The following is a 23,491-nucleotide window of genomic DNA, read 5'->3' on the forward strand; positions in this document are numbered from 1 at the left end:
AGCGTGTGCGGATGGTTTGAGACAAGTATGGGAACAGACAGCTATCTCGTTCTGATCGCTTTGTTCGGGCTGGTCGTTCTGATGACCTCCTGGCTCCCCATGCTTTTGAAGGGGTTTCCACTCTCTCTGCCCATAGTCTGCATTGCTTTTGGCACGCTGTTCGTCTGGACACCGCTGTCATTCATGATTGGCGATAATCCGCTCGACAGCCGCTATCTCACCGAAAAGATAACCGAGTTTGTCGTCATCATTGCCCTTATGGGCGCCGGACTGAAGATCGACCGGATATTGGGCTGGCGAAGCTGGATGACAACCTGGCGGCTGCTGGCCATTTCCATGCCACTGACCATCGGGGCAATCGCACTACTTGGCTGGAGTTTTCTCGGGCTTGGAGTTGCCTCGGCGCTGCTGCTCGGGTCAGCACTGGCCCCCACCGATCCCGTGCTTGCCAGCGATGTTCAGGTGGGGCCGCCGCAATCAGGCGAGAAGAGCGAGGTACGCTTTGCACTGACCTCCGAGGCGGGCCTGAATGATGGCTTGAGTTTTCCTTTCGTGCATCTGGCCATTGCCATTGCAGCATCGACGACCACGGGTGCGCCGTGGTTTTTCGACTGGCTTTCCACCGATGTTATTTGGAGGCTTGCTGCCGGGGCAGGGCTGGGCTGGCTTACCGGCAAGGTGCTTGGCTATCTGACGTTCCGGCTGCCCAACAGAGCAGGACTCGCCCACACAGGTGACGGCTTCGTGGTGCTTGGCATTACCTGCCTTAGTTATGGGCTGATCGAGCTGGCGCATGGTTATGGTTTTATCGGCGTGTTTGTGACGGCCCTGACGCTTCGCCATACGGAGCGTAACAGCGGCTATCACGAAAACCTGCATAATTTTGCCGAACAGATTGAACGGTTGATGATGATGGTCGTGCTTGTCTGCTTTGGGGCAGCCATAGCAGAAGGCAGCGTTTTTCGTGCCCTTGACTGGCGGGTCGTGGGGGCGTCGCTTGTTATCCTGTTTTTCGTTCGTCCCATTGCCGGATGGATTGGTTTATTGGGCGCTCCCATACAAACAAGAGAAAAAGCTGTTATCGCCTTTTTCGGTATTCGCGGCCTCGGATCGTTCTATTATGTGGCTTATGCACTTGGCCACGCGCCATTCTCGAAACCCGATACATTATGGGTAACGGTTTCGTTGGTCGTGCTCATATCCGTGGTGATGCATGGGATTGTTGTCACACCGGTCATGCGCTGGCTGGAGCGGGCGAATGACTCTGCATCAATTTAGCGGCTGCGGTTGCGGTTGATCCACTCGAAATCGGACTCAAGCGCAGCATCGACTTTCGTCTGCATGCTTCGATAGCGGCGCAGAAGCTCTTCGCCAAATTCCGTTACTATGGCGCCGCCGCCCTGCTTGCCGCCGCGCTGCGAATCGACAACCGGCGTTGCGAACATGGTGTTCATGGCGCTGACCAGCAGCCAGGCGCGGCGATAGGACATATCCATGGCACGGCCCGCCGCGGAAATGGATCCTGTTTCCCGGATATGTTCAAGCAGCTGCATCTTGCCCGGGCCCAGCCGCTCCCTGTTAGGAAAGTCGATGCGCACGTAAGTTTGCAGATCGCCTTTGGCGTTTGAACTCATTGTAATTGCACCTGTGGAAATGGATTCCTATCTATAGCAAGGCATAAGCCTATGTACATGACCTGTCAGCTTTCGTTTGCTTGACAAGGCAGGTGCATCGGCAGAAATGTGGCCGCATCTGGAGCAAGGCCGTCAGGGAAAGGTAATTTCATGTTTGCAGCAAAAGCGATCACACAAGGCGACAAGCCGCAGTTCTACAAGGAGCTGGGCGATCAACTGGAGGCGCTGCTCGCGGGCGAGAATGATCCGACGGCCAATGCGGCCAACACATCGGCACTGATCTTCCAGATGCTGCCGGACATCAACTGGGCCGGGTTCTACTTTATGCGTTCGCAAAGTGAACTCGTGGTCGGGCCGTTTCAGGGCAAACCGGCCTGCGTGCGCATCCCCGTTGGCCGTGGCGTTTGTGGCAGCGCTGTCGAACGTGCAGCATCAATTTTAGTAGAGGATGTCCATGCTTTTCCGGGGCATATTGCCTGTGACGCCGCGTCCCGTTCGGAGCTTGTCGTACCCTTGATTCACGAGGGGCGCGTTTTCGGCGTGCTTGATCTCGATAGTCCGACACCTTCACGTTTCGACAGCGATGATCAGGCAGGGGTGGAACGATTGGCGGCAATTTATACTGCTGCCTGCGCCTGGGAAGAACAGGTGGATTGATTTTCATGTCTGATCGGTCCGGCCAGGCGATTGAACGGTCTGTTGCCGTCATGCTCTGCGGCACATGGCAGGTGACGCGCAAAGTGATCGATCATCGCGCCGGAGCGATATACGGTTTTGCGGGGCGGGCCACCATAACCCCTGAGCTTTTTGAAGAGCGCGGTGACATGTCCGTCGGCAGGAATGTGCTTCAGGCCGCCAGAATCTATCGGCTTGTTTTTGCAGATGCCGCAGTGCGGGTGCTCTACCCAAGCGGGAATGAATTTGTCACTTTGGGATATGACGCCTCGCAGCGCGTGTCACATCTGTGTGGCAGTGACTTCTATCAAGGGCGGTTTTTGTTTGAGAGCAGGGATAGGTGGGTGGAGGGCTGGCGTGTTCGCGGCCCGCAGAAGCGATATTCCAGCCTGAGCCGATATGTGCGGGTGAGTTAGAAGCAGGTGCGGCGCTATCTCTCCCTTTGTGGGAGAGAAAGGGTTTTCTTGGATTTAGCCGCTTTGCTAAATCCTTAGAAAATCCAAGAGAGGGGGTGGTTAGGGAAGCAAATCCCCTCTCTGGCGATTTCTAGCACTTAGCCAAAAAGCTAAGATGCTGAAATCGCTTTCTCCCCCACAAGGGGGGAGATAACCAGCGCACCTTCACACAGACCCTCCAATATTTCCGATGCCTTGCTGCTATGTCGCTGCTTGTGGCGCAGCATGCGAAAACGGCGGACCGGCAGCTTGAAAGCCGCCTCAACCACTAGCCCCTCACGCAAATAGGCGCGGGCGGCGGCGCTGGAAATCACGGTCGCGCAATTCCCGGCACAGACAGCAGACAAAACAGCCTCATTCGAGGGAAGGACCAGGGCGATCTTCAGATCACTATGGGAGAGTTGGAGATTATCGATGGCGTGCTCAAACTCCGAGCGCGTGCCGGAACCCTGTTCGCGCATGACCCATGAGGAGCCGCCGATGATATCCCCGGCCTTCAAGGGGCGTTTATCTGCCCAGGGATGACACGGCGCGACCACAACAACCAGCGCATCGTCTGCCACGACTTTCGAGTTGAGAAGCGGCGCGTCAATCTCCCCTTCAACAAAGCCGAGTTCTGCCTCGCCTTGCGTGACCGCTTCGGCGACTGTCCGCGTGTTGCCAATGGTCAGGTCGATCTCTATGCCCGGATAGTCCTGCTTGAAGCGCATCAGGAATGGCGGCAGCCAATAGCTGGCAATTGTCTGACTGGCGTAAAGGCTAAGCTTGCCGCGCCGCAATCCGCCAAGCTCTGACAGCATCAGCTCGGATGAGCGTACCCGCGCCAGAGTTGCCTTGGCTTCGACGAGAAAAACGCGGCCCGTCTGGGTCAGTTCGATACGCCGCCCGACGCGGTGAAACAGCTCGACGCCGTAAAATGCCTCAAGATTTTTGATGGCGCTGCTGACAGCCGAAGGCGTGAGGTGAATGGCCACCGCCGCTTGAGTGAGATGCTCCCGCTCCGCAACAGCAACAAAGATGGCGAGTTGTTCAAATGTCATTTTAAACCGTTCGATTATATCGAATGAAACATGACATAACATTCGATAGATGTCGATAATTTAACATGAGATAAGCTGCCTATAACCAAAGTTTGAAACGGCAAGCTCATGTCTCTCCATCAACGTGTGTTCTCTATTCTCCCGGGCCTCGCCCTTTGTTGCGCTGTTGCTTTTGCAGCGGTTCTTGGTGAGCGGGTTGAGGTTGCAATGTTCGACGTCAGGTGGGTGGAAAGTCTCGTACTGGCGATTGCGATTGGCATTGCGATCCGCTCGCTCCGTCAGCCGAACCAATCACTGATGGCCGGAATCGATTTCAGTGCGAAATTCCTTCTGGAATTGGCAATCGTACTGCTTGGCGCATCGATAAGTCTGACGGCGATGAAGGGAGCAGGTCTGGCGTTGGTCGCCGGAATAGCTGGTGTGGTCGTTCTGTCAATCAGCATCGGCTATGGCATTGGCAGGCTGTTCGGATTGCCGCCAAAGCTTGCGACTTTGATTGCCTGTGGAAATTCCATCTGCGGAAACTCGGCCATAGTTGCGGTTGCGCCGGTGATAGAGGCAGACCGCAAGGAGATTGCCGCCGCACTGACCTTTACGGCGGTGCTGGGCATCGCTGCCGTATTCCTGTTGCCGCTGCTTTATTTTCACACCATGATGAGCGTGCCGCAATATGGTGTGCTGGCAGGTCTGACAGTCTATGCCGTGCCGCAGGTTATCGCTGCGACGGCCCCTGCCGGGCTGCTGGGCGTGCAAACCGGAACCTTGGTGAAGCTGGTGCGCGTGCTGATGCTTGGCCCTGTACTGCTCGTGCTTGGCGCGATCATGAAAGCTGATTTGCGCCATGAGGCACCGGCTGTGCGCCGGGAAGTGTCGCTGGTGCCCTGGTTCATTGGCGGGTTTGGCGTGATGATGATCCTGCGCTCAATCGGGCTGATACCCGAGGCTGCAATTGCGCCCATGGCGCAACTTTCCAACGTCCTCACGATCATTGCCATGGCGGCGCTTGGACTATCGGTCGATATTCGCTCCGTTGCTCACGCTGGTGGGCGGGTGATGGCCGTGGCGATCCTCTCGCTCGCATCGCTTGTCGCAATCAGTTTCGGGCTCATAGCCCTGCTACGCCTTGCCTGAGAGACGGTCCAGGCAATCATTGTGAGATTGCAGCTGACGATTCGCAAGGCGTCTTCTCTGGTCAGTCCGGCATCACGCAGCAGACGATCATCCGGCTTGCCGAGAAGGTCCAGAAGAGACTGCCGTTGCTGGTAGGCCTGGCACCAGGCAGTCAGAAACAATCCAGGTGGTGGCAGGTTTGACATAGTGCCTCCTTGGCTTCGGCACCATAATCATTGCAATCACGGCATTTAACAAACGAATAGAAATCATGCCTGCCATTCAGTATTTTCATTGCGGAGCAGGCGACTTTCAATTGCCTTCGATGAGCCGACCAGTGCAACCGCCTCTGGCGTCTATTTGACATTTTCAAGTGGAATGGCGACTATTGCTGTCATTCGGAATTTTTATTGAAAGAGAATTGTGAAGCTTCCCTTGGACAGTGAATTGCTGCGGGTTTTCATTGCTGTTGCGCAACACGGCAATGTTACGCGTGCGGCTGATCAGGTAGGGCGTACACAGTCCGCAGTGAGTATACAGATCAAACGCCTGGAAGAAGTTCTGGGAGAAAGCCTGTTCGACCGCGGTTCGCGGGGAGTGACACTGACCAGCCAGGGAAGAACGCTTCTCACCAATGCCAACCGAATCATCAGTCTGCTGGATGAGACAGCGGCTGTTATACGGGCAAAACCGTTGGACGGGCCGGTGCGGATCGGCATACCGGAGGAATATGGTTATACGGTCTTGCCGCGTGCGCTGGCTGCATTCGCCAATCGGCACCCCAATGTCGAAGTGACGGTCAAGTGCGGGTATTCTTCAGCACAGATCGCAGCATTGGAATCGGACGAGCTGGATCTTGCTGTCATATTTGACCAGCAGCAACCGCCTGTGGGTGAAGTGCTTTTCGTTGATCCGACTGTATGGGTCACATCAGATACGCATTGCGTTCATGAAAATGACGTCGTGCCCATCGCAATCTACGATAGTTCGAGCTGGTGCAAGAAATTCGCCATGGGATCTCTTGAAACAAGCCGGATCAACTATCGCGTAGCTTACAGCTGCGATACGAGCGGGGGGCTTAAAATTGCTGTGGTTTCGGGACTGGCAATTGCGCCGCTCGCCAGCAGCAATATTCCAGCAGGATGCAGGGCATTGACCGAGGAAGATGGTTTCCCGCCGATCGATTCATCCAATGTCGTTCTCAAGAAGAACCCGCTTAGAAGAAGCGCCGCAATTGATGGAATGGCAAGGATGATCCGCGAGGCCTTCCGACCAGCAACAACTGCGGCCTAGCCAAACTCTGGATGCAAGGGCATTTGGCCCAAGTCATGGTGATCCCGACTGGATTCGAACCAGTGGCCTACAGATTAGGAAACTTATATTACAATAGTAATATCAATGGCTTGCAAGTCCATGTCGCATCTGTGTCGCAGTCACCTCAAAAGAGCGAGCTCTGCAGCGGCCAATTCTTCGGCATCGTCATTGCGTGGGAAGAGATGCCCATAGGTATCCATTGTCAGGGTAATCGATGAATGCCCTAGGCGCTCTTGCACCATTTTTGGGGGCAGGCTAAGCCCGCCGTCTTCCCGTCTGTTGATACACCATGATGCATAGAAATGCCGCAGCGAATGGAAGCCGGTATATTTCGCTTTCGATATTGGATTGCCTTCTTTGTCTGTCTCACCGGTCTGGACGGACACGCCAGCTCGTATCTGTGATGGTTGGAATCCGCGCTGCATTATTTTTGACAGAGATTCGACGTTCCCGAGACTATTTGGGAATACCAATTGTTCCGGCTTTATCTCCTCGGTGAGGTGCTTTCCGTCCGCATCCTTTTGTCCGGTTCGGGGGCGAGGACATTCCAGACGCCAAGCCTTCAACGCATTTGCGACAAGCGGTGGAATTGGGACAGTCCGTTCTCCTGCTTCGGATTTAGGTCTGCCAATTTGATTGAAGCGATCGGCCCTCTGGTGAACCCGGACTTCTCGCCCTTCGATATTGACATCTGACCATCGCAGCCCGCGTATCTCCGAAGCGCGTAGGCCAGTAAATATCGCAGTCAACAGCAAGGGACGCCATTTGCCCTCCAGAGCGTCCACAATCGCCTTGATCTCTTCGCGGGAGGGAATGTCTATCCCGATCTTGAGTTTGCCCTTCTGGCGCCGTTCTTGACGCTTGTCTTTACCCTTCTGTCGGGCATGGCTCTTCTCTCTTACAGGATTTCTGATGACCAACCCGCGTTCTTGTGCATCGGCCAGCAGCGAGCCAAGACTGACGAGTACCTTGCGCACCATCGAAGGCGAGCGGCCCGCATCAATCATTTCGTCTTCGAAGTTGCGAACCGCTGGCACTGTGAGGCGCGAGAGTAAAGTTGAGCCTAGGAAAGGAATTATGTGCAAATCTAGATGCTGGCGATATTGGACGATAGTGCCGCGCTCAAGACCATTCTGCTCGCCGCGCTTTATCCACAATTCTCCGGCTTCTTTTACCGTTGCGCTGGCACTGTCGGCAACGTGTACGCCTTCGCGAACCTCGACCTTTGCCGTTGCTGCAAACTGGTCAGCATCTTTCTTCTTGGCAAAGGTTTTCAGCCGGCGCTTGCCCTTAGTATCGGGATAATCGACTACCCATGCGGTTTTTTCTTCGCCTTTGGCATTGGTCCATACACGTTTACGGATAGACATGTTTAGTCGCCGCTCTTCGATCTGGTGATAGCGGTAATTTCCTCTTCGCTTACGTTGAGGCGTCGCATGAGCAACTCGATCAGTTGGCGATTGATGCCTTGGGCACCAGTAGTGATTCTGTGCATGTTCGTCACCTGCTCTTTAAGTGCCTTCTCACGCTCCTGCTGTGCAACGTATTGGGCTTTTAACAACTCGAAATCATCGAGCAGTCTCCGAACGCCTTCTGCTGCCTCTATTCGAGCCAGTATTTCACCGTTCATCGACCGAGAGGTCGCGGCAGCGCTCTCAGTTAGACGGTCTCGCATTGAAACTGGCAGACGCAGTGTAATTCTAACTTCTTCGTCCTGGGTAGGCATTTGCATCCTCATCAAATCAATATGCCGGTTATAACACCAAAATGACACCATGTCTTGACACCGGAATGGTGCGACACTAATATGGTGTCATTAACCTTAACGGAGGACCAACAAATGACAGCTGCAACACAACCGATCGACCTTCTTTGGGAGGTCTCTGAAATTGCAAAACTTATAGGTCGATCTGAACGGCAGACTTTTCATCTGCTTTCCACAGGGCAGCTACCAGCAAAAAAGGTGGGTGGCCGCTGGGTGGCTGAACGTTCCAAGCTGATCGCATTCTTCATGGAGAGCGCAGCATGACTCCAACACATGAAAAAGCCCGGCCAGTTGTTAGAGCAACTGCCGAGCCGGTTCTCACCAATCCCTCGCGAGGAAAAGCTATGAACAAGTCAGTGAATACCATGGTTGCCGATAGTCAGGCAACTCCAATGTCACGCAACATCGATGCGATCGACGCCATCAACGAGGCCAAGCAGCTCATTGAGGTCATTTTCATGGCAGCGGCCGCTCTTGATCATGACGAGTGCGCAGCGATGCAGACTATCGCCGAGCATGCGAAAGCGATGACCGTCAAGGCAGTCGCAATTCTCGAAGGGAGGGCTGTGTAATGACCTCACCTGAAAACCTGCTCGGATTTAATTTCAAGCCGCTCACATTCAAGGAACTTGCAACGACATTCGACGCCTTGAGGGCCGTTGACGATACACTGTGCGGCTTCACCAATCAGCCGCGGTGCAACTATGATCGAACCAAAGGATACAATCAGGCCGGCGATCTTCTCGCGCATCTGGCTGAGCGTGTGATGGCTGAAAAAGATGAGATTGTAAAAGAAGTTAGAAACCGCACTCCGACGACTAAAGACGAAAGAGCCCTGCGGTTCTACATCATAATGAGCGATGAGCTTTGGAGCCATGGCGAACCCGAAGAAGCGATGCTGGCGGGCCAATCCATCGTCGCCAGCATGCCCACAATAGAACAGTTGCAGGTGCAATCATGCGCCTGATCCGCAGCTTTATCCGCCTGTATTACTACCGCTTGGCGCTGGCCTCGCTTCGTTGCTCGCGGTTCTTCGAACGGTGTGCCAGAAGCCTACTCGGCCGCGCAGAAAGGGAGCGTGATCATGGCTGATCTCACCCCTCCCGAGCACTCACACAGTGAAGCGGTGGAAGTCGCCGCTCGCTGGTACGCAACGCAGCCACGCGATCCGAACCGGTCCGGTGTCATTATCCTGAGAGAACATTTCAACCTGACCCCGCTGGAGGCTTGTGAAGCCCTGGCGTTGGCACGTCTAATCAATGTGAGGGCGCTATGACGGCGCCATCATCTCGAAAAATGTGGTTCCAGAAGGAACTGACCGAACTCAATAAGTTCGACTGGCGGGATGCAGTCAATGCCGTGACAGAATGGAAACGGGAGACAGTTGTAGGTCGGGTGGCGGTGAAAATTGCCGATTTCTACAACCCGGAACTCGGGTATGCGTTTCCGTCACTTTCACGGCTGGCAGCCGAACTAAACTATACCGACGAAAAGGTCAGCACTGCCATCAGCAAATTGCGAAAAGGAGGCGCCCTTAAGAAGATCCACCGTAATGACGTCCCTGACCATATCGCTCCTAAAAAGGGAGAGCGTGGCCTATTCTTTAAACTCGACTTTATGTGGGCATTTGAGGTCGGTGAAATCATCCGAAATCCCGCCTATGCCAAGGGTGTTGAAAGCGCCGCTTTGAAGGCTGGTCGCCTCCGCAGCCAACGTTCAAAAATTACGGTGACTGATAACAACTCGTTTACGGTGACTGATAACAACAATGTTTACGGTCACCGTAAAGTAGATACTTACTTAGAAACATTAGGGACACCTAAGACAGCTTCGACAGATCAGAACTTGGCTCTGTCCTCTTCTGATGACAATCCGATTGATCCTCCCGACGACGTTGAAGTTGCCCGTGATTGGCTTACGCAGCAGGGTGTCGATCCAAGTCGTATAGAAACTGCTCTTCACAAACTGATGTCGTTCAACCTTTGCCAGCGCGATCTGAAAAACATGAAGCGGAGGGCTGCGTAATGCGACAGATGGATTTGCTTGAGTGGAGCCCTCCTTGCCAGATCGTGGTGTTCCCTCTCAATCGTCGTGTAGGACGCGTAAGGGAGGTCGCCACCAACTTTCTTGCCAAAGGCAGCGAAAAAGGTGCCGCAAACTATCTCTCACAGGTCAGTGGCGGTCTGTTTGCCCAGCTTGACCGGATGGGTGTTCCAATGGACCAGCGGGAAGAGATGCTCTGCGCTTTCTTTGGTGCTGTTGAAAAGGAACTCAAGCGGCTTTCCTACCAGCAACAACCTGGGGGGGCGGCATGATCCTTTTTGTCGTTGCCTCCCCGTACCGGCGTCCAAGTGACCGTGTCATAAACCGTAAGAAAAATCATTTTCTGCGAGGCGATCATGTCGTCACGCAAGCTTGATGAAACACGCCCGGCGAAAACAGCAGCACAGCGGAAACGTGATCAGAGAACCCGCGAGCGCGCCGGCGAAGACATATTCAAGTTGAAGCTTCCACGTTATTTAGTCGTCGATGGCTTGGTCGAAATGGGGAAGCTCGAAGAGTGGAACGATAATGATCGACAAGAAGCTGAGCGGGCGCTGGAGCGCTTAATCCTTAGCCTTTTACCAACTGTCACGCGTGACCAATTCACGGAATCCGATTTGCTAAATTCCGATCATGAAACAAATCGGGATTCGGCAGATGCTGGCAAAGGTCCAAAAACCAGATAAGGCGGCTCATTTCAGGGCCGTCCTCCACCTTCCGGAACGAAGTGCAGAGCATATCGCGGTTGAGCAAACCCTACGGGATGCGACCGATGCCCGTTCATCCGCTGCAAAGCGATTGGAAGATGCCCGGGTGCGGGCCAGCGTCGACGGCAGCCTGAAGCGTCGGTCCACAGTTACGCCAGAACAGATTGCCATTCTTGAGGCGGATCTACAGCCACTTATTGAGGCTGAGAAAGCCGCACGCGCAGCGCTGGATATTCTGCACCAGGAATACGCGGAGACGTCACGATCGGCTCTTGGCGAGCCAATCAGTGAATATCTGCACCACGTTGCCCAAAAAGCTGCAGAGATGGAAGAACTGGCCGCGATTGGCGCCTCACTGATCAATCAAGTCAACCGAGCCCAGATCACACTCAACAGCACATCCCTAAAATCCGTACCTCAGATGCAGAACGCCTACCTGGCTCCGATGCTGAAGGTGATTGCAGGGTGGCGCTGATGTTCCTTGCAAGATTGGGATATGATGGAAAAACGCTCGATCCGAACGCGGAAGAGGTAGCCAGCACCCGTCGACGCGCTGATCAGCTGCGCTCCAAGGGCGAGTTTGCAGGACGTTTAGAAATCACCATAAAAGGTCCGGTGACCGATGAAATGGCAGCTGAGGTGCTGTCGAAGCTAAGCGGCGCTCGAGCCGCTCGAGAAATTGCCCTCTTTATCGATTCTACTGGGGGTGATTGCTACGCCGCGGTACTTATCCATAGTCTGATCCGTCTACATGCAGCCGAGCGGAAAGTCGCCCATGTCATAGGTGCATGTCAGAGCAGTGCAATGTTGATCGCAATGGCTGCAGATTGTCGGTTTGCCCATCCCAACTCCACCTTCCTTCTGCACCCGTCCAGTTTCCATTTTTCAGAAACAGGCAGTTGGACAGCTTCTCAGCTTGCTGAAGAGCTCGATAATCTCCGTGCCATTGATCAAGACATTGCCATCCTCATAGCTGAGCGGTCCGGCGCATCTGTTGCCGATATCGCACAAGAAGCCAGTAACGAAAATCCTTCCTCACTACCGTGGTGCTTGCATCATGGATTGATCCACGCCGTTCTGGAGGATCTGCCGTGAGTTTGCAGGATTTCCTCACCAAACATTATCCCGCCGGTCTGACAGATCAAGTGGTAGCTGCCGAGATCAAACGTATTGAAGCTGAAGTCGAACGGCTTGAGCATCATCATTGGGATTCATCGGCTCATACAGACGCAGCCAAGTTGCTCCGTGATGATGTTTCTGTGTTGCGAAACATACAGGCCAGGTTGGTAGCAGGGCAAAATGCCCTTCCATCTTTCGATCCGGATGAAACCCTTCGCAAAGGCGACATCGTAGTCCATTCCGGTGTGATCTGGCAGGCAACGAAAGACTTTCCCTTCGGCAATCCGCTCACCGGCAAGGGTTGGACTGCCTTGGTGGGGACTCCTCCACCGCCACCCGCAGCAATACCCGCGACAATTGATATTTCGACCGATCTCACGAAGGGGCAGAGGTTCAAAACTGCCGAGGAGCTTGAACACAAGGATTGGCTTCTCGCTGTTGAGAAACGGGTCAAGGAAGAATTGGACAATATCGGCTTTACCGAGGAGCAGCTCAAGCGTGCACCTTCGTTGCGGTATCTGATGGTTCACACCGCTGGCCACAAAGAAGCAATCCAGCGAGCATTCAAACAGAGAGACGCCACGATCGAGAAGCTGGTCAAGCGTATCGATGAACTGGAAGCTGGTGGCGTCCGATATCACGGTGTCTGGCAGGCAGCCTCCTCATACAGCCGCGGCGCATTAGTCACCTATGACGGCAGCATGTGGCACGCCAACGAATCCACCAAAGAGCAGCCGGGAAAGTCAAAGGCTTGGACCTTGGCCGTAAAGGCAGGGAGAGACGCCAAATGAGCAATCAGGCCCATGAAGTAGAAGCGTTCCTCTGCGAGGACAACCGTACCGTGATGGTCGAGACGTTCGATGCTGAAGGTCAGATAGTAGCACATGAGAGCGTTGTGCTGCCCATGGCTATCGAGCCCCGCCACTTCGATCACCACGCTTGGCAGGAGGCATGGACCAAATGATCAAGATGATCAAACCAATGGTTAAGACGCTGGCACCAAGGCTGGGATATACGCCCGGTGACAGTAAGGCTCGCGACCGGTACAGGGAGAAAACCCAGCACTGGCGCAAGTGGTATCACGGTGCACGGTGGCAGAAGCTCCGCAAGCAGATACTCATCCGCGACTGCTACACTTGCCAGAAGACAGGTGTTCTACTTGTAGGCGCAGCGAGAGAGCCTAACTCACCGGTAGTAGATCATATCATCTCCCATGGTGGCGATGAGACCTTGTTCTTCGATCCATCAAACCTTCAGGCGGTTTCGAAAGAATGGCACGACAGCCAGAAGCAGCGCGAAGATCAGCAGAGGGTGTTCCTGTCATGACCGGGGGGGAGCATCAAATATCCCAGAAAACCGTTTTGGCCGCACCCGTGTGTTCCGCACGGAGACATTTTTTTTCGGTTATAGCGAAATTTCAGCCGAATACGTCAAAACGACCGAAAAACCTCCCATCGCAAACTAGGGCTATCCCACTGCTATCGTTAGTTAAATTCGGTTCAACCCACACTCAACCCATGGATGACGTCGGCATTTTTATTGACGGAAAGTTGCCAACCACCGAACTCAATGGAGATGGCAAATGAGGCCTGAACAAATCGGTACAACGGCAGTCATGTACTTCGTAGAAAACCTCTGCCGGAAGCTGGTTGAGTTGAAGGTGCTTACCGCCGGTGATGTCGCTGCCGTGGCCGTTCGGACCGCCGACGACACCCGGTCCGATGGTGAAGAGACCGGAACAATTGCTGCCCACGATGTAATTGCCAATGTTTTTGAGCGGCTAGCTGCCGATTACTTGCGCCCTACAGAATCCAGTCAGGAGACCAAGAAATGACCGTCCGTCCATTCAATACGGCATTCCGCGACTTTGTGACTGACGGTGTTCCATCGTCAGGCCTATTCAAGCCTGAAAAGAGAGATTTGCGCGACACCTTCAACAATCTGTTCAGTCTTCTGACCGGGGCGAACTCGGGCGCTATCGTGCGCGCAGCGAAGGCTGCTTTAGACGGTGACTTATCGCCCACCAACAACGTCATGGCTTGGGTCATTACGGCACCCGGCGAAGGCAATCCGGCTGTTGACGATGGCGTATATCAGAAGGTTGGCGCTTCCGGTGTCGGTTCTTGGACCAAGCGCGGGCCTCTGCCTTACAACATCATCAATTTGAATAATGCCAATCTTGGTACGCCAGACTCAATTCAGGTCACTACGGCTATTGGCCTGCCCTCCGCAGCCTATGGCGCGCTGTATGTCCTGAATATCACGGCAGCGAATACGGGGCCTGTCACTGTTTCGGTGAATGGAACCACTGCCAAGCCGGTAGTGACCAATGTTGGTGATCCGATCCCAGCGGAATATTTCACTCCCGGCATGGCAGTTATATGCGTTGATGATGGAACCTCGTTTCGCTTGCTTTCGTATGGCGATGCATCAGCTATTCAAGCTGCGGCAGAAGCGGCGGCAGCGGCGGCTATTGCTGCAGCGGCGACTGTCGTCATCAAAGACTTCGCGACCCGTGACGATGTCGAGGTTGCTGAGGTTAACCCAGCCGCACAGTTCGTCCGGACTGCGGGCATGGATGTTCCTGGTGATGAGGGTGATGCCCTTTATATAAAAGTTGGATCTATCCCTGATCATACTGGCTATGTCACCGATGCGGACGGCCAGCATTTTGCTATCACCAAGCGGACGGTACGGGCTTCACAGTTTGGGGCGTTTCCATCCGCCAGCGTGTCCAGCCACCAAAATTTCATGGACGCGATAAACTACCTCAACGAGGTTGGCGGTGGCGAACTTATCATAGACGGAAACGAGGAATACCTCGTTGGTGATCGGATACTTCCGAACATTGTCACCTCAGATATCACATTGTCGAATTTGGGCGGAGGCGTACTAAAGGCTGCCACAGGTTTGACCGTGCCAATTCTTGATATTCGCGCATCCAGCACTGCGGGTACTGTAACCAGCAGAATTCTTCGGTTGCATAACATGCGTTACGATGCGTCTGAGGGGTTAACGACCGGTCCGGGCCAAGCGTGCACTGCTCTTAATACCCAGTATTTTGAACAAGTTTATGAGGACGGCACCTACGCGCATGGCGGTGTCTTACCGGCAAACGGTCACTCTGATAGCGGTCATACACCGACGGCGAACATCTACACTCGGATCAGCAACAGTTTCTACCGTGGGTGGGGTGACAATGCGATCTATGCAACAGGTGACAATTCTCTAGGTACAGTTGGTGATGGCTACGCTTGCGAGATTATCAACACTGATTTCGAGCTGTGCCAGAGTGCAGCTCAAGGCAAACGCGAACTGACTCTTCTCAAAGTGACAGGTGGCAGCGTGAAGCTTTGCACGGCTGGCTTCGGAGCCCCAGAGGTGTATCCAACAGGACCAGGGCGCACACTGGAAGTCGAGGGAGTGCACTTTGACCGGATTACAGCGAATGCAGCGCAGTTCCGTGCCACTACAAAGGGGTATTTCAAGAACAACTATGTCAAGGACTGGGGCAGAACCATTGATACAGACGCCTCCGTTGGTGCAAACGCAAATGCTCTGACTATCCGGGGCGCAAGCCGGTTGCAGGTCAGCGGCAATCACTTCACCCGCATTAACTGGGTGCTTGACGATCAGCGGGCCATCTCATTCGATAACTTGACGCTGTTCCCCGGCCAACCGGAAGAAACGGTGTATACTCAGGGCGAGCACTATTTCTCCGACAATATCTACAGCGGCCTCAATCGGGTCTATGTTGAGGCTGCTGGTGGTAATCCGAGCGTCTTCGAAGATGAAGTATATCGGAACATACCTGTCGGCCAGATATGGAACTCAACCTTTAACTATGCGCATACACTGACCTATGCCAAAGTGGGCAGCTCCCGTCGCTATACAAGATACGGATTGGAGGAGCGGGTCGTGCCGGTAATTCCGGACAAGATCATCAATGCTGCTGCAAATTCCACCATCATCATTGATGACAGTGGATCTCTGTATACTAACCAAGGCGCAACAACGCGGGTACAGTTCACACTGCCAGCAGCAGCGGCAGGTCTATGCTTCAAGTTCATCAACATGGATGCAGATGGCCTCAGAATCAGGGCCGGTGCGGGTGACGTCATTCGTATAAACGGCACACCATCGACGGCAGCCGGTTATGCTGACAGTCCGGCAACAGTTGGCACGTCTGTAGAGCTGGTGGCTGTTGACGAGGTTAACTGGGTTGCCAAGTCCTCATCTGGCACGTGGACGCTGGCTTAAGCGGCAAGGAGAGCTACCTATGTCGAGATCCACCAAAAGATTGCCGTCTTTCCTTGTCGGTCTGCCGTCGTTTATCGCGACTCTTAAGCTTGCTCTGCTTCTTGAGTTTAGACGCACCGCTTTTAGCTGTGGTTTGTGCCTTGGATTCCTTTTGGGCACCAGCTTCAGCACTGGATTGATCTTCCTTGCACTGTCCATCAGAGGTTAGGAGCCAGTTGGAGATGGTGTCTAGGGTTGTTGCAACGAGTCTGTCAGTGTTAATGGATTTTGCCCTCTCAGCATCCCAGCGTTCCCGATTGATTTTGTGTTCTGCCCTCATAATTTCAGTCTGTTCTCGAGTGAGCGTGTTGCCCTCTCTAGCGATGGAATTCGCCTCGAGTGCCGCATAGACGCCCGCTGCTGCAATCACCGTAGCGATAAGGTATCCCACCACTTTGAAGGATAGAGAGCTTCTCTCTATTACTTTCGTCAGATCCGGGCTTACAGATTCTATCTCTCGGAGAGCATCAGAGTGATCAATTTTATCGTCGATTATTGCAGAGGTTACGTCGCGTATTTTCACGAACATTTCATAGGTGAACGCCGGAGCGCTCACTATCTCAGCGATATCGGTTGTAAGATTGAAAATGCCTTCGCTGAGTAGCGCATGTTCGTTACCGCATTCGGGGCATGGTTCCTCGTTGACAGAAAGGTTGAAAATAGTGCCGCCTAAATTGTACGCCCGAGATGGAAACACAGTTCCGCACTTGTCGCAAAATGCAGGCAATGGCGGGCCGTTCGGTCTGGTCCAGCCCGTTTTGGACTTGTTTCGTCCAGCCTTCACTTTTTTGGAGTTCGATATTCGCGTACCTGAGATTTGACCCTTGCCAGTTACGTCAAATGGTTGACGAACGTCGTGGAAAGTATTTCCGCTCGCTACAATCTCTGTATCAGTTGCTGCACGCCAGTGTCCAATCCCACAAAATGGTTGTTCGTGAGCACCATTTTCCCGACGCCTACTGCCTTTATCGCTGGCATTCTTTTGTCCCCCTTGAGCGGTAAACCATACGCTCTTCGATAGCAGAGTCGATCAGTTCAGGAGTGGAAGGGGAGAATCTATCCACATATGCGTTTGCACTGTTCATATTTATGAATACTTTGAACCAATTCTTGCGATGATACAGTGAACAATGGTAAGAGGAGGCATCCTGCAATCAGGTGCTTTCATGCTGACAGAGATTGAAATTGAAGACGTTGGCATTTATCGCCTGCCAAACATGTGGCAGTGGAAACGGATTCAACGCGTGCGTGGTCCAAACCGGCACATAGCACCACTGGCAGTGGGTCTGGGGCTCACCTACCAAGAGTTCCGCGCTTTGCCACTGGAGAAGCAGAAGGACGCTCAGCGGGCCTACTTGGACCTCACATCACCAGCGAACATCGATCCACTTCCCAGAACCGGCCCGCCACCTCGCACAGTAGCTTTCCGGCCTCGCATCCACCGCACAGACGAGGAGAAGGCCGAGATCGGCAAATACCTCCTACAGGTCAAGAAATCGCTCCCACGGGGTCATTTCGGGCCATGGATCAAAAGCGAAGCAGGGATATCAGAGGCAACAGCCAGGTTGTGCATGAGATTGGCAATTCAACGCACCAAGTAATTACTCGTCCGCAATTTCAAGCGTGGTAATATCGGCAGCACCTCTTTCATGCTGTTGGCCTACAATGCGATAAGAGACTTTCAAGGACAGCCCCGACGCAAGTACGGCGAGATCATCGCTGTATTCTCCATTGCGTGCGAGCAGAATTTTCAAGCGTCGTGCTGGAGGCGGTTGAGTTCTGTCGACCCATCCGAATACGCGAAAGGCCCCGGTCTCCCCAAACTGGCGCTGCATTTGCCATGTTGGAACGCTGGGGTCGTCATAATCTGATACATCATAAACTGTTATGTCGACGTTATTTTTGACTGTTAATTTATCCACCATGATCAAGCGGCGGTTCCAATTTCGGACTGTCATTATCATTCGTCGCTTTTGGCGATCTCGAGTCACAATAAATTCCGGGTTTGAATCACCCAGTACGAATGCCGTTTGTTTTTGTGCTTCCCTAGCTTGAGAGGCAAGATGAGGCAGGGCGATCAAGGCGCCGACGAAAGCTGCCCACCCGCTGAGTGCTCCAATCCAATTAACCCACCACTTCTCTGTCTTTAAATTTGCGATGTGCACCAGATCTATAAGCCAATTGTCTGTAAACGCGTACACGAGCACCGCCATCGCAAAGCAAGCGGCATAAAACCATCGCAGCATGTTCATGATGTCCCCCAGTCAATCTGTGATATTACTGCGACGGCTGCTGCGATCAAGACGAGGAGGAACAATGTTTCATGCCGACCTATCGCCACATCAAGCGCTGCGTGCGTGACTGGATCGTCACCACCAGAGACGCACCCCAGATCATTCACGTCGATCCGTACACCTTCCGGGCACTGGTTCGCGAGGGCTACATTCAGCAAACGGCGCGCAAGGGTTGCTACCGGCTAGGCTCAATCATTGATGGCCATGCAGAAGCCGTCAGAATGGCCCGTATCAAGCCACCACACGCGAGAGGACAAAATCCAGTGGCAATGGCTTGTGAGATAGAAAACGCGCTCCATGGACCTGTATCGAACAAATCAGGGCTAAATAGTAGTTGAGTGGTATTTTGGCTACGGTGTACATGCCCTAATGCCAGCTATACTATCCATTTTGTCGAATCTAGACTATATTTGTCATCATGGTTTATGTCCCGGCGATCCCTGATTGGTTTCAAACGCGCAAAGCGGCCCAAGTGGTCGCTTTTTTTGCTGTGAGGGCGGGCGGGAAAATCAATATTCTTCGAGCAACGAAACTCGTTTATTTGGCTGACCGTAGAAGCATTGATCAACGGGATCACCCGATCACAAATGACAATTATGCGTCGATGCCGTTTGGACCTGTGAACTCCTATACCTATAGCTACATCGACGGAGCTGCTGCCGTCCGACAAGATCAGTGGCTTGAGTTTATCTCACCGAGGAATAAAAACGATATCCCTCTTTCTCGCGAAGTGACAATCGAAGAAGATTTGGATGAATTAAGTAGATCTGATCTTCGTATTCTTGAAGAAACTTGGGCTGAGTTTAAAGATATTGACAGGTTTGAGCTCGCAGAGTGGACTCATAAATATTGCCCCGAATGGAAAGATCCCAATGGCAGTTCCATTCCGATCGACTTGGCGACTATATTCGCTTCACTCAATAAAGAGGATCCAGTTGCGCTTGCAGAAGATCTACAGGATGAGCGCCGGACGATTGCAGCGCAAGTTGCAGCCTAGCTATGGCGTATGTCCCATACCGCACTGCGGCCCTCTTAGCGCCAATCAATGAGATACATCACCTCACAGTGATCATGAACGATGCTTGTGCGGTCGGTGAATGTCTGAGGATTACCGTTACATCAATCAAGGCAAACAAATTCCACGATAACACCTGCGTTCTAAACGTTGGCGACCATCCGTTCATTAAACATCCAAGCTATATGCTCTATCGCATGGCAGAATGTTCGCAATCCACCCGCATCGGCAAACTTGTCGATAAAAACTATTATCTAACAAGGGAAGATTTTGCTCCGGAGATATTCGAGCTCATTGCTGCAGGTATTTATGACTCCGATGAAACACCATTGCGAATTGTCAAATATGCGCATGCAAATGGGATATCTTAGTGCCTCGATCAGTTGCTGGCCATGAGTGTTATTTCGTAAGATCGTTCCATATCCTATCGAAGTCGTTCCTGCCTTTGATCTTGACACTCTGTCTAACGCGCTTGGCGAGGCTTAGGGCGGCTAGCCCACGTTCTTTGACCGCTTCGTGGAAGTCATATGGGTTGCGTTCAAATACGCGGGCGTACTGCGCTAACGACGCCGCCATACCATTCTGGTTCACGAACGACATAATTTCGTCAGCTATACCAAGATCGAGGGATCGCCAATCGATGTCATCAGGCAGCAGGGGCGCTTTCGGCAAATTTATTACTGATGTCTCTAGGTTTTCCCGAGCCTCTCCGTCCGCCGTGTTGAGTGCATCCCAACAATCAACTGCAAACTTTTCAAGTGCAACAGCAGCACGCATTGCTCCGTATCTCGCATCCCCACGTCTCTTGAAATAGGCTTTGAGGAATTCAACTAACGCCGAAAAGACTGCTGAAATGATGCCGGTTGCGACAACAGCCAGGATGATTTCTTTCGTGTTCCAAATATTCTGCTCTTCTACCAACGAGAATTCTCCACATTAATAGAGAAGTGGGTCAGTTCTTCCACGTTTGCCTGAATTCTTCATCAAACCACCGACTCAGATAACCATCAGGTCCGCCTCTCGCCTGAAAATTCAAAACGGAGCTGTAATGTTTTGAGTGGATCCAAGAAATAAATTCTGGATAGGATGGATCTACGGAGCCATCCATAGGAATGCCCGTTTCAGACGCCCACTGCTTACACAAATATCTAAACTGACTTTCGCTGTCGGCCTTTTTCAACGCGCCCCCTTACCACGCCGACCCTCTCAGGCGCATCGCGATAGATGATGCGAAACAGTTTGAACTGTCAACTGGATGCGCGTTGGGCACGCCTTGTGGACGCCTGTGGAAAGCGAGGATTGTCACGAGGTTTGACTCGCCTGATCTAGCGTCTGCCCGCCAAGATCGCGTCGATGATATTCTCGGGCTCATTCGGCAGATCACTGAAAGCTGCATCCAGCGCAAATCTGTCCCAGACCACGCGTCCATCAATCCGCTTGGGTTTTGGCATTCGTCCATCATTCACCAATTGATCGAACTTCGTGGTTCCCACACCGATATATCGGGCAGCAACTTCGCGGGGCATACCGCGTGGAGGATAGGCAATAGCATCTGGACGGAGGCGGCCCGTCACATCCGTATCACTTTCGTCTTGGTCGGCTCGACCGCCGCAGGCGCATCCTTCGGTTCATAAGGCGAAACTTGCAGCGAACCATCGGCATTCAACCTGATAGCGACGTTCTGCTCTTTGGCCATGATCGCCGCGGAACGGATCTGAGCCCTGGTCCAATTGAGTTTTTCGGTCATCAGCTTTTCATTTTCTGGTTCAGTCGATGTAATAGAGCGGCTTGGGCGGCTTTGCCGTTGAATGCCGGCGGAGAGCGCGTGTCGATGGCTGGCGTGGGCTCTATGGGCTTCCTCCGGCACTTTTCCACCATCGCTCGAATGGCTTCCCGGGTAACGAAATCCTTTCGTGCGATCTGGATAATTTCAAGGTTCCCTTTTGAAGCTTCGGTCCGCAAGGCGGAAGGCGTCAATTGCCCACGAAATATCTTTTCGCAAGCTTCTTTCAGCGTCATTAGGCCAAGGTCGTTGGGATTATCGCTCATAAGTACACCGTGCCGTTATTCAGATCGAGCTTCGCTAGGGCAAGGTTGTCTGACAGTCAATTATCTACGAACTCATTGACCGGTTTCTGCCTGCCTTCATAGCGTGCGGTGCGGCGGTCCCCGTGTTAAAATGGCGGATTTCTGCCACTCGATTTAGGAGGACCGGTCATGGAGAAAGTCGCAACTATTGGATTAGACATTGCCAAGAATGTCTTTCAAGTTCACGGCGCGGATAAGGAGGGCGCACCGTTGTTCGATCTCAAGCTTCGCCGCGCGGAGATGTTGGGCTTTTTCAAGCGGCTGCCACAATGTATGGTCGCCCTGGAAGCTTGTGGAACTGCACATTACTGGGCGCGCTGCATCTCGGAACTGGGCCATGAGGTGCGCCTAGTACACACAACGTATGTGAAACCCTTCGTTAAACGCGGAAAGAGCGACGCCTTGGATGCGCAGGCAATCGCCGAGGCGGCAACACGAAAGACCATGCGGTTTGTTCCGATTAAGTCGGTTGACCAACAGGCGGCCACTATGGTTTTCCGCGCCCGGAATCTTTTCGTTCGCCAAAGAGCGCAGGCTACGAATGCGCTACGCGCTCAACTAGCGGAGCTTGGATTTACTGCGAATACGGGACTTGCGAGCTTTAAATCGCTAGCGGGGGCTGTTCGTGGCATAGATGGGATAGACCTTCCAACGATAGCCAGAGATGCCCTTGAGGAAATCGTTTTGCAAATCGAACGCTTGTCAGAACGCATAAAAAAACTCGACCAAGAGATCGATGCGCGGGCAAAGAGCGACGAGGATATGCGACGCTTGATGACGATACCGGGTGTGGGAGCCCGAATCGCTGCGGCAGTGAAGGCAATCGCTCCAGACCCCTCTGGATTCAAATCCGCGCGTCACTTCGCAGCTTGGATTGGTCTGACGCCGAAGTCACATTCAAGCGGCGGCAAGGTGCTCCTGGGGCATATCTCGAAGATGGGCAACCGTGAACTTCGCTCGTTGCTATATTTCGCGGGTGCAACGGTTCTCAGCACCGTCAAAGATGACAGTGGGATGGTGCGCTGGTCAAAGAGGTTGAGAGCTAGACGCCCGTTCAAGGTTGCTGCAGTGGCGGTGGCAAACAAGCTCGCCCGAATAATCTGGGCATTACTAGTCAAAGGTGGGGTGTACGCTCGGATTAGAACAGCGTCGATCTCGGGAGCGGCGGCGAGCGAGGCGTAGTCACTGCATGAGTTGCTGCCGCCTGCGTATAGGCGGGATAAGAACAATTGTGGTGGCCTCTTGAAACGTAAAAGATGGGCAAAGAAAACCGGCATTGCGTTCGCGCTTCCAAGCACGCTAAGGATAGTGGGATTTGCCCTGCGGAGAACGGACAGGCCAGCGGCCAACCACCGCTAAGGCCGCTGTCAATACAGCACCGTTTCGCTGAGGCACATAGCAATAACCCATCTCGCCTGGCGGGTCGCTCTGTGTAACCAGAGCGGCCCGTCATTCATTATCTTGGGGCATGTCCGTCCTAGCGTTCAAGTCCAATTCGCTAAAGGTTGCCGTGACATCGGATAAGCCGTCAATCCATGTTGCATCCATGTCGCATGGATTTGCCGTGCTTCTAAGAAAACCGTTGTAAATCAACGGTAGTCAGTTGCAACATGATGCAACAAGATAACTGACTTGATATGCGCATAAGTAATTGAAATTATTGGTGATCCCGACTGGATTCGAACCAGTGGCCTACAGATTAGGAATCTGTCGCTCTATCCTACTGAGCTACGGGACCATCCAAACGGATCGCGCATATGGGCGATCCGCCGAGACTAGAGCCTTTCTTGTTTAAATAGAAGCAGTTCTGTTTCTCGGATGGCGAGACAATCGACGCGGAAGGTGGCGAGGTCGATGTTTATCCATCGTCCGAAGCCGCCTGACAAAGTGGTTGGCCGCCAGCCGGAAACCCAAAGGGCCGGGTGAATTTGGG

The 23,491-nt window shown here is 53.1% G+C and carries 34 protein-coding genes and 1 tRNA gene; 24 read left to right on the forward strand and 11 right to left on the reverse strand.

Going from position 1 to position 23,491, the window contains the following annotated elements; genetic code table 11:
- The first annotated feature begins 27 nt into the window (after nucleotides 1–27).
- On the forward strand, nucleotides 28–1,278 hold the full coding sequence (locus ACYJL1_RS04465; RefSeq protein WP_460897219.1) for a cation:proton antiporter: 1,251 nt from the start codon (nucleotides 28–30) through the stop codon (nucleotides 1,276–1,278).
- Here the strand turns inward: ACYJL1_RS04465 and ACYJL1_RS04470 are convergent.
- Nucleotides 1,275–1,634, reverse strand: a complete 360-nt coding sequence (locus ACYJL1_RS04470) for a winged helix-turn-helix domain-containing protein (RefSeq protein ID WP_460897220.1) — start codon at nucleotides 1,632–1,634, stop codon at nucleotides 1,275–1,277. The genes ACYJL1_RS04465 and ACYJL1_RS04470 overlap by 4 nt on opposite strands.
- Before the next feature lie 150 nt (nucleotides 1,635–1,784).
- Between ACYJL1_RS04470 and ACYJL1_RS04475 the strand changes: the two genes are divergently transcribed.
- Together ACYJL1_RS04475 and ACYJL1_RS04480 are read left to right on the forward strand one after the other, a co-directional pair.
- Nucleotides 1,785–2,291, forward strand: coding sequence for a GAF domain-containing protein (locus ACYJL1_RS04475; protein ID WP_460897221.1), 507 nt, complete (start codon nucleotides 1,785–1,787; stop codon nucleotides 2,289–2,291).
- Nucleotides 2,292–2,296: 5 nt separating this feature from the next.
- Nucleotides 2,297–2,725 carry a DUF6314 family protein gene (locus ACYJL1_RS04480; RefSeq protein ID WP_460897222.1) on the forward strand — a complete coding sequence of 143 codons (429 nt, stop codon included), beginning with the start codon at nucleotides 2,297–2,299 and terminating at the stop codon, nucleotides 2,723–2,725.
- Nucleotides 2,726–2,874: 149 nt separating this feature from the next.
- Here the strand turns inward: ACYJL1_RS04480 and ACYJL1_RS04485 are convergent, their stop codons facing one another.
- Nucleotides 2,875–3,804, reverse strand: coding sequence for a LysR substrate-binding domain-containing protein (locus ACYJL1_RS04485; protein ID WP_460897223.1), 930 nt, complete (start codon nucleotides 3,802–3,804; stop codon nucleotides 2,875–2,877).
- A 108-nt stretch (nucleotides 3,805–3,912) separates the two neighbouring features.
- On the opposite strand from ACYJL1_RS04485, the gene ACYJL1_RS04490 reads away from it, so the two are divergent.
- On the forward strand, nucleotides 3,913–4,935 hold the full coding sequence (locus ACYJL1_RS04490) for a YeiH family protein (RefSeq protein WP_460897224.1): 1,023 nt from the start codon (nucleotides 3,913–3,915) through the stop codon (nucleotides 4,933–4,935).
- Nucleotides 4,936–5,337: 402 nt separating this feature from the next.
- On the forward strand, nucleotides 5,338–6,207 hold the full coding sequence (locus tag ACYJL1_RS04495; protein ID WP_460897225.1) for a LysR family transcriptional regulator: 870 nt from the start codon (nucleotides 5,338–5,340) through the stop codon (nucleotides 6,205–6,207).
- Nucleotides 6,208–6,347: 140 nt separating this feature from the next.
- On the opposite strand, the gene ACYJL1_RS04500 is transcribed toward ACYJL1_RS04495, so the two are convergent.
- A complete protein-coding gene (locus ACYJL1_RS04500) occupies nucleotides 6,348–7,598 on the reverse strand; it encodes a site-specific integrase (protein WP_460897226.1) in 1,251 nt (416 codons plus the stop codon).
- A 2-nt stretch (nucleotides 7,599–7,600) separates the two neighbouring features.
- On the reverse strand, nucleotides 7,601–7,954 hold the full coding sequence (locus ACYJL1_RS04505) for an Arc family DNA-binding protein (protein WP_460897227.1): 354 nt from the start codon (nucleotides 7,952–7,954) through the stop codon (nucleotides 7,601–7,603).
- Between the two features lie 114 nt (nucleotides 7,955–8,068).
- Between ACYJL1_RS04505 and ACYJL1_RS04510 the strand changes: the two genes are divergently transcribed.
- The 14 genes from ACYJL1_RS04510 to ACYJL1_RS04575 all read left to right on the forward strand — a co-directional run bounded on the left by ACYJL1_RS04510 (nucleotide 8,069) and on the right by ACYJL1_RS04575 (nucleotide 16,122).
- Entirely contained in the window at nucleotides 8,069–8,257 is a 189-nt protein-coding gene (locus tag ACYJL1_RS04510; protein ID WP_460897228.1) for a DNA-binding protein, read from the forward strand.
- On the forward strand, nucleotides 8,254–8,565 hold the full coding sequence (locus ACYJL1_RS04515; protein WP_460897229.1) for a hypothetical protein: 312 nt from the start codon (nucleotides 8,254–8,256) through the stop codon (nucleotides 8,563–8,565). Before ACYJL1_RS04510 ends, ACYJL1_RS04515 begins: the two co-directional genes overlap by 4 nt.
- On the forward strand, nucleotides 8,565–8,960 hold the full coding sequence (locus tag ACYJL1_RS04520) for a hypothetical protein (RefSeq protein WP_460897230.1): 396 nt from the start codon (nucleotides 8,565–8,567) through the stop codon (nucleotides 8,958–8,960). The genes ACYJL1_RS04515 and ACYJL1_RS04520 overlap by 1 nt, the downstream gene beginning before the upstream one ends.
- 117 nt (nucleotides 8,961–9,077) lie before the next feature.
- A complete protein-coding gene (locus tag ACYJL1_RS04525; protein WP_460897231.1) occupies nucleotides 9,078–9,269 on the forward strand; it encodes a hypothetical protein in 192 nt (63 codons plus the stop codon).
- The gene (locus tag ACYJL1_RS04530; RefSeq protein ID WP_460897232.1) at nucleotides 9,266–10,018 is read left to right on the forward strand and encodes a hypothetical protein; all 753 of its coding nucleotides are present in this window, start codon (nucleotides 9,266–9,268) and stop codon (nucleotides 10,016–10,018) included. Before ACYJL1_RS04525 ends, ACYJL1_RS04530 begins: the two co-directional genes overlap by 4 nt.
- Nucleotides 10,018–10,308 (forward strand): DUF6074 family protein, encoded by a 291-nt coding sequence (locus ACYJL1_RS04535; RefSeq protein WP_460897233.1) that lies wholly within the window; start codon nucleotides 10,018–10,020, stop codon nucleotides 10,306–10,308. The genes ACYJL1_RS04530 and ACYJL1_RS04535 overlap by 1 nt, the downstream gene beginning before the upstream one ends.
- 84 nt (nucleotides 10,309–10,392) lie before the next feature.
- Nucleotides 10,393–10,722 carry a hypothetical protein gene (locus ACYJL1_RS04540; RefSeq protein ID WP_460897234.1) on the forward strand — a complete coding sequence of 110 codons (330 nt, stop codon included), beginning with the start codon at nucleotides 10,393–10,395 and terminating at the stop codon, nucleotides 10,720–10,722.
- Nucleotides 10,694–11,218: a hypothetical protein gene (locus ACYJL1_RS04545; protein ID WP_460897235.1), complete on the forward strand. Its 525-nt coding sequence runs from the start codon at nucleotides 10,694–10,696 to the stop codon at nucleotides 11,216–11,218. Before ACYJL1_RS04540 ends, ACYJL1_RS04545 begins: the two co-directional genes overlap by 29 nt.
- Nucleotides 11,218–11,838 (forward strand): ATP-dependent Clp protease proteolytic subunit, encoded by a 621-nt coding sequence (locus ACYJL1_RS04550; RefSeq protein ID WP_460897236.1) that lies wholly within the window; start codon nucleotides 11,218–11,220, stop codon nucleotides 11,836–11,838. Before ACYJL1_RS04545 ends, ACYJL1_RS04550 begins: the two co-directional genes overlap by 1 nt.
- Nucleotides 11,835–12,653 carry a hypothetical protein gene (locus ACYJL1_RS04555; RefSeq protein WP_460897237.1) on the forward strand — a complete coding sequence of 273 codons (819 nt, stop codon included), beginning with the start codon at nucleotides 11,835–11,837 and terminating at the stop codon, nucleotides 12,651–12,653. The genes ACYJL1_RS04550 and ACYJL1_RS04555 overlap by 4 nt, the downstream gene beginning before the upstream one ends.
- Nucleotides 12,650–12,826 (forward strand): hypothetical protein, encoded by a 177-nt coding sequence (locus ACYJL1_RS04560; RefSeq protein WP_460897238.1) that lies wholly within the window; start codon nucleotides 12,650–12,652, stop codon nucleotides 12,824–12,826. The genes ACYJL1_RS04555 and ACYJL1_RS04560 overlap by 4 nt, the downstream gene beginning before the upstream one ends.
- Nucleotides 12,823–13,188 carry an HNH endonuclease gene (locus ACYJL1_RS04565; protein ID WP_460897239.1) on the forward strand — a complete coding sequence of 122 codons (366 nt, stop codon included), beginning with the start codon at nucleotides 12,823–12,825 and terminating at the stop codon, nucleotides 13,186–13,188. Before ACYJL1_RS04560 ends, ACYJL1_RS04565 begins: the two co-directional genes overlap by 4 nt.
- 256 nt (nucleotides 13,189–13,444) lie before the next feature.
- Nucleotides 13,445–13,696 (forward strand): hypothetical protein, encoded by a 252-nt coding sequence (locus ACYJL1_RS04570; RefSeq protein ID WP_460897240.1) that lies wholly within the window; start codon nucleotides 13,445–13,447, stop codon nucleotides 13,694–13,696.
- Nucleotides 13,693–16,122: a hypothetical protein gene (locus ACYJL1_RS04575; protein ID WP_460897241.1), complete on the forward strand. Its 2,430-nt coding sequence runs from the start codon at nucleotides 13,693–13,695 to the stop codon at nucleotides 16,120–16,122. Before ACYJL1_RS04570 ends, ACYJL1_RS04575 begins: the two co-directional genes overlap by 4 nt.
- Nucleotides 16,123–16,135: 13 nt before the next feature.
- On the opposite strand, the gene ACYJL1_RS04580 is transcribed toward ACYJL1_RS04575, so the two are convergent.
- Entirely contained in the window at nucleotides 16,136–16,945 is an 810-nt protein-coding gene (locus ACYJL1_RS04580) for an RlpA-like double-psi beta-barrel domain-containing protein (RefSeq protein WP_460897242.1), read from the reverse strand.
- A 382-nt stretch (nucleotides 16,946–17,327) separates the two neighbouring features.
- Between ACYJL1_RS04580 and ACYJL1_RS04585 the strand changes: the two genes are divergently transcribed.
- Nucleotides 17,328–17,762 (forward strand): hypothetical protein, encoded by a 435-nt coding sequence (locus ACYJL1_RS04585; RefSeq protein ID WP_460897243.1) that lies wholly within the window; start codon nucleotides 17,328–17,330, stop codon nucleotides 17,760–17,762.
- On the opposite strand, the gene ACYJL1_RS04590 is transcribed toward ACYJL1_RS04585, so the two are convergent.
- Entirely contained in the window at nucleotides 17,763–18,413 is a 651-nt protein-coding gene (locus ACYJL1_RS04590; RefSeq protein WP_460897244.1) for a hypothetical protein, read from the reverse strand.
- A 71-nt stretch (nucleotides 18,414–18,484) separates the two neighbouring features.
- Here ACYJL1_RS04590 and ACYJL1_RS04595 point away from each other — a divergent pair, with 71 nt between their 5' ends.
- The 3 genes from ACYJL1_RS04595 to ACYJL1_RS04605 all read left to right on the forward strand — a co-directional run bounded on the left by ACYJL1_RS04595 (nucleotide 18,485) and on the right by ACYJL1_RS04605 (nucleotide 19,841).
- Entirely contained in the window at nucleotides 18,485–18,793 is a 309-nt protein-coding gene (locus ACYJL1_RS04595; RefSeq protein WP_460897245.1) for a hypothetical protein, read from the forward strand.
- A gap of 80 nt (nucleotides 18,794–18,873) precedes the next feature.
- Nucleotides 18,874–19,452, forward strand: coding sequence for a Panacea domain-containing protein (locus tag ACYJL1_RS04600; RefSeq protein ID WP_460897246.1), 579 nt, complete (start codon nucleotides 18,874–18,876; stop codon nucleotides 19,450–19,452).
- Between the two features lie 2 nt (nucleotides 19,453–19,454).
- Entirely contained in the window at nucleotides 19,455–19,841 is a 387-nt protein-coding gene (locus ACYJL1_RS04605) for a hypothetical protein (RefSeq protein ID WP_460897247.1), read from the forward strand.
- A 28-nt stretch (nucleotides 19,842–19,869) separates the two neighbouring features.
- On the opposite strand, the gene ACYJL1_RS04610 is transcribed toward ACYJL1_RS04605, so the two are convergent.
- The 4 genes from ACYJL1_RS04610 to ACYJL1_RS04625 form a co-directional block, all read right to left on the reverse strand.
- Entirely contained in the window at nucleotides 19,870–20,391 is a 522-nt protein-coding gene (locus tag ACYJL1_RS04610; protein WP_460897248.1) for a hypothetical protein, read from the reverse strand.
- 404 nt (nucleotides 20,392–20,795) lie between these two features.
- Entirely contained in the window at nucleotides 20,796–20,996 is a 201-nt protein-coding gene (locus tag ACYJL1_RS04615; protein WP_460897935.1) for a hypothetical protein, read from the reverse strand.
- 44 nt (nucleotides 20,997–21,040) lie between these two features.
- Entirely contained in the window at nucleotides 21,041–21,217 is a 177-nt protein-coding gene (locus ACYJL1_RS04620) for a hypothetical protein (RefSeq protein ID WP_460897249.1), read from the reverse strand.
- Nucleotides 21,217–21,489: a hypothetical protein gene (locus ACYJL1_RS04625; protein WP_460897250.1), complete on the reverse strand. Its 273-nt coding sequence runs from the start codon at nucleotides 21,487–21,489 to the stop codon at nucleotides 21,217–21,219. The genes ACYJL1_RS04620 and ACYJL1_RS04625 overlap by 1 nt, the downstream gene beginning before the upstream one ends.
- Nucleotides 21,490–21,687: 198 nt before the next feature.
- On the opposite strand from ACYJL1_RS04625, the gene ACYJL1_RS04630 reads away from it, so the two are divergent.
- Nucleotides 21,688–22,740, forward strand: a complete 1,053-nt coding sequence (locus tag ACYJL1_RS04630) for an IS110 family RNA-guided transposase (protein WP_460897251.1) — start codon at nucleotides 21,688–21,690, stop codon at nucleotides 22,738–22,740.
- Between the two features lie 479 nt (nucleotides 22,741–23,219).
- On the opposite strand, the gene ACYJL1_RS04635 is transcribed toward ACYJL1_RS04630, so the two are convergent.
- Nucleotides 23,220–23,296, reverse strand: a tRNA-Arg gene (locus ACYJL1_RS04635).
- Nucleotides 23,297–23,491: the final 195 nt, after the last annotated feature.

Source organism: Phyllobacterium sp. K27, from assembly GCF_054796155.1.

Excerpts from the sequence above, each read along its gene's own strand:
- ACYJL1_RS04515 (WP_460897229.1), top strand. The coding sequence starts at position 8,254 with ATGACTCCAACACATGAAAAAGCCCGGCCAGTTGTTAGAGCAACTGCC.
- ACYJL1_RS04575 (WP_460897241.1), top strand. The coding sequence starts at position 13,693 with ATGACCGTCCGTCCATTCAATACGGCATTCCGCGACTTTGTGACTGAC.
- ACYJL1_RS04590 (WP_460897244.1), bottom strand. The coding sequence starts at position 18,413 with ATGAACATGCTGCGATGGTTTTATGCCGCTTGCTTTGCGATGGCGGTG.
- ACYJL1_RS04620 (WP_460897249.1), bottom strand. The coding sequence starts at position 21,217 with ATGACCGAAAAACTCAATTGGACCAGGGCTCAGATCCGTTCCGCGGCG.
- ACYJL1_RS04545 (WP_460897235.1), top strand. The coding sequence starts at position 10,694 with ATGCTGGCAAAGGTCCAAAAACCAGATAAGGCGGCTCATTTCAGGGCC.
- ACYJL1_RS04520 (WP_460897230.1), top strand. The coding sequence starts at position 8,565 with ATGACCTCACCTGAAAACCTGCTCGGATTTAATTTCAAGCCGCTCACA.
- ACYJL1_RS04490 (WP_460897224.1), top strand. The coding sequence starts at position 3,913 with ATGTCTCTCCATCAACGTGTGTTCTCTATTCTCCCGGGCCTCGCCCTT.
- ACYJL1_RS04465 (WP_460897219.1), top strand. The coding sequence starts at position 28 with ATGGGAACAGACAGCTATCTCGTTCTGATCGCTTTGTTCGGGCTGGTC.
- ACYJL1_RS04505 (WP_460897227.1), bottom strand. The coding sequence starts at position 7,954 with ATGCCTACCCAGGACGAAGAAGTTAGAATTACACTGCGTCTGCCAGTT.
- ACYJL1_RS04500 (WP_460897226.1), bottom strand. The coding sequence starts at position 7,598 with ATGTCTATCCGTAAACGTGTATGGACCAATGCCAAAGGCGAAGAAAAA.
- ACYJL1_RS04530 (WP_460897232.1), top strand. The coding sequence starts at position 9,266 with ATGACGGCGCCATCATCTCGAAAAATGTGGTTCCAGAAGGAACTGACC.
- ACYJL1_RS04570 (WP_460897240.1), top strand. The coding sequence starts at position 13,445 with ATGAGGCCTGAACAAATCGGTACAACGGCAGTCATGTACTTCGTAGAA.
- ACYJL1_RS04510 (WP_460897228.1), top strand. The coding sequence starts at position 8,069 with ATGACAGCTGCAACACAACCGATCGACCTTCTTTGGGAGGTCTCTGAA.
- ACYJL1_RS04480 (WP_460897222.1), top strand. The coding sequence starts at position 2,297 with ATGTCTGATCGGTCCGGCCAGGCGATTGAACGGTCTGTTGCCGTCATG.
- ACYJL1_RS04600 (WP_460897246.1), top strand. The coding sequence starts at position 18,874 with ATGGTTTATGTCCCGGCGATCCCTGATTGGTTTCAAACGCGCAAAGCG.
- ACYJL1_RS04550 (WP_460897236.1), top strand. The coding sequence starts at position 11,218 with ATGTTCCTTGCAAGATTGGGATATGATGGAAAAACGCTCGATCCGAAC.
- ACYJL1_RS04615 (WP_460897935.1), bottom strand. The coding sequence starts at position 20,996 with ATGCCCCGCGAAGTTGCTGCCCGATATATCGGTGTGGGAACCACGAAG.
- ACYJL1_RS04475 (WP_460897221.1), top strand. The coding sequence starts at position 1,785 with ATGTTTGCAGCAAAAGCGATCACACAAGGCGACAAGCCGCAGTTCTAC.
- ACYJL1_RS04560 (WP_460897238.1), top strand. The coding sequence starts at position 12,650 with ATGAGCAATCAGGCCCATGAAGTAGAAGCGTTCCTCTGCGAGGACAAC.
- ACYJL1_RS04535 (WP_460897233.1), top strand. The coding sequence starts at position 10,018 with ATGCGACAGATGGATTTGCTTGAGTGGAGCCCTCCTTGCCAGATCGTG.
- ACYJL1_RS04605 (WP_460897247.1), top strand. The coding sequence starts at position 19,455 with ATGGCGTATGTCCCATACCGCACTGCGGCCCTCTTAGCGCCAATCAAT.
- ACYJL1_RS04525 (WP_460897231.1), top strand. The coding sequence starts at position 9,078 with ATGGCTGATCTCACCCCTCCCGAGCACTCACACAGTGAAGCGGTGGAA.
- ACYJL1_RS04625 (WP_460897250.1), bottom strand. The coding sequence starts at position 21,489 with ATGACGCTGAAAGAAGCTTGCGAAAAGATATTTCGTGGGCAATTGACG.
- ACYJL1_RS04540 (WP_460897234.1), top strand. The coding sequence starts at position 10,393 with ATGTCGTCACGCAAGCTTGATGAAACACGCCCGGCGAAAACAGCAGCA.
- ACYJL1_RS04565 (WP_460897239.1), top strand. The coding sequence starts at position 12,823 with ATGATCAAGATGATCAAACCAATGGTTAAGACGCTGGCACCAAGGCTG.
- ACYJL1_RS04485 (WP_460897223.1), bottom strand. The coding sequence starts at position 3,804 with ATGACATTTGAACAACTCGCCATCTTTGTTGCTGTTGCGGAGCGGGAG.
- ACYJL1_RS04585 (WP_460897243.1), top strand. The coding sequence starts at position 17,328 with ATGCTGACAGAGATTGAAATTGAAGACGTTGGCATTTATCGCCTGCCA.
- ACYJL1_RS04595 (WP_460897245.1), top strand. The coding sequence starts at position 18,485 with ATGCCGACCTATCGCCACATCAAGCGCTGCGTGCGTGACTGGATCGTC.
- ACYJL1_RS04630 (WP_460897251.1), top strand. The coding sequence starts at position 21,688 with ATGGAGAAAGTCGCAACTATTGGATTAGACATTGCCAAGAATGTCTTT.
- ACYJL1_RS04470 (WP_460897220.1), bottom strand. The coding sequence starts at position 1,634 with ATGAGTTCAAACGCCAAAGGCGATCTGCAAACTTACGTGCGCATCGAC.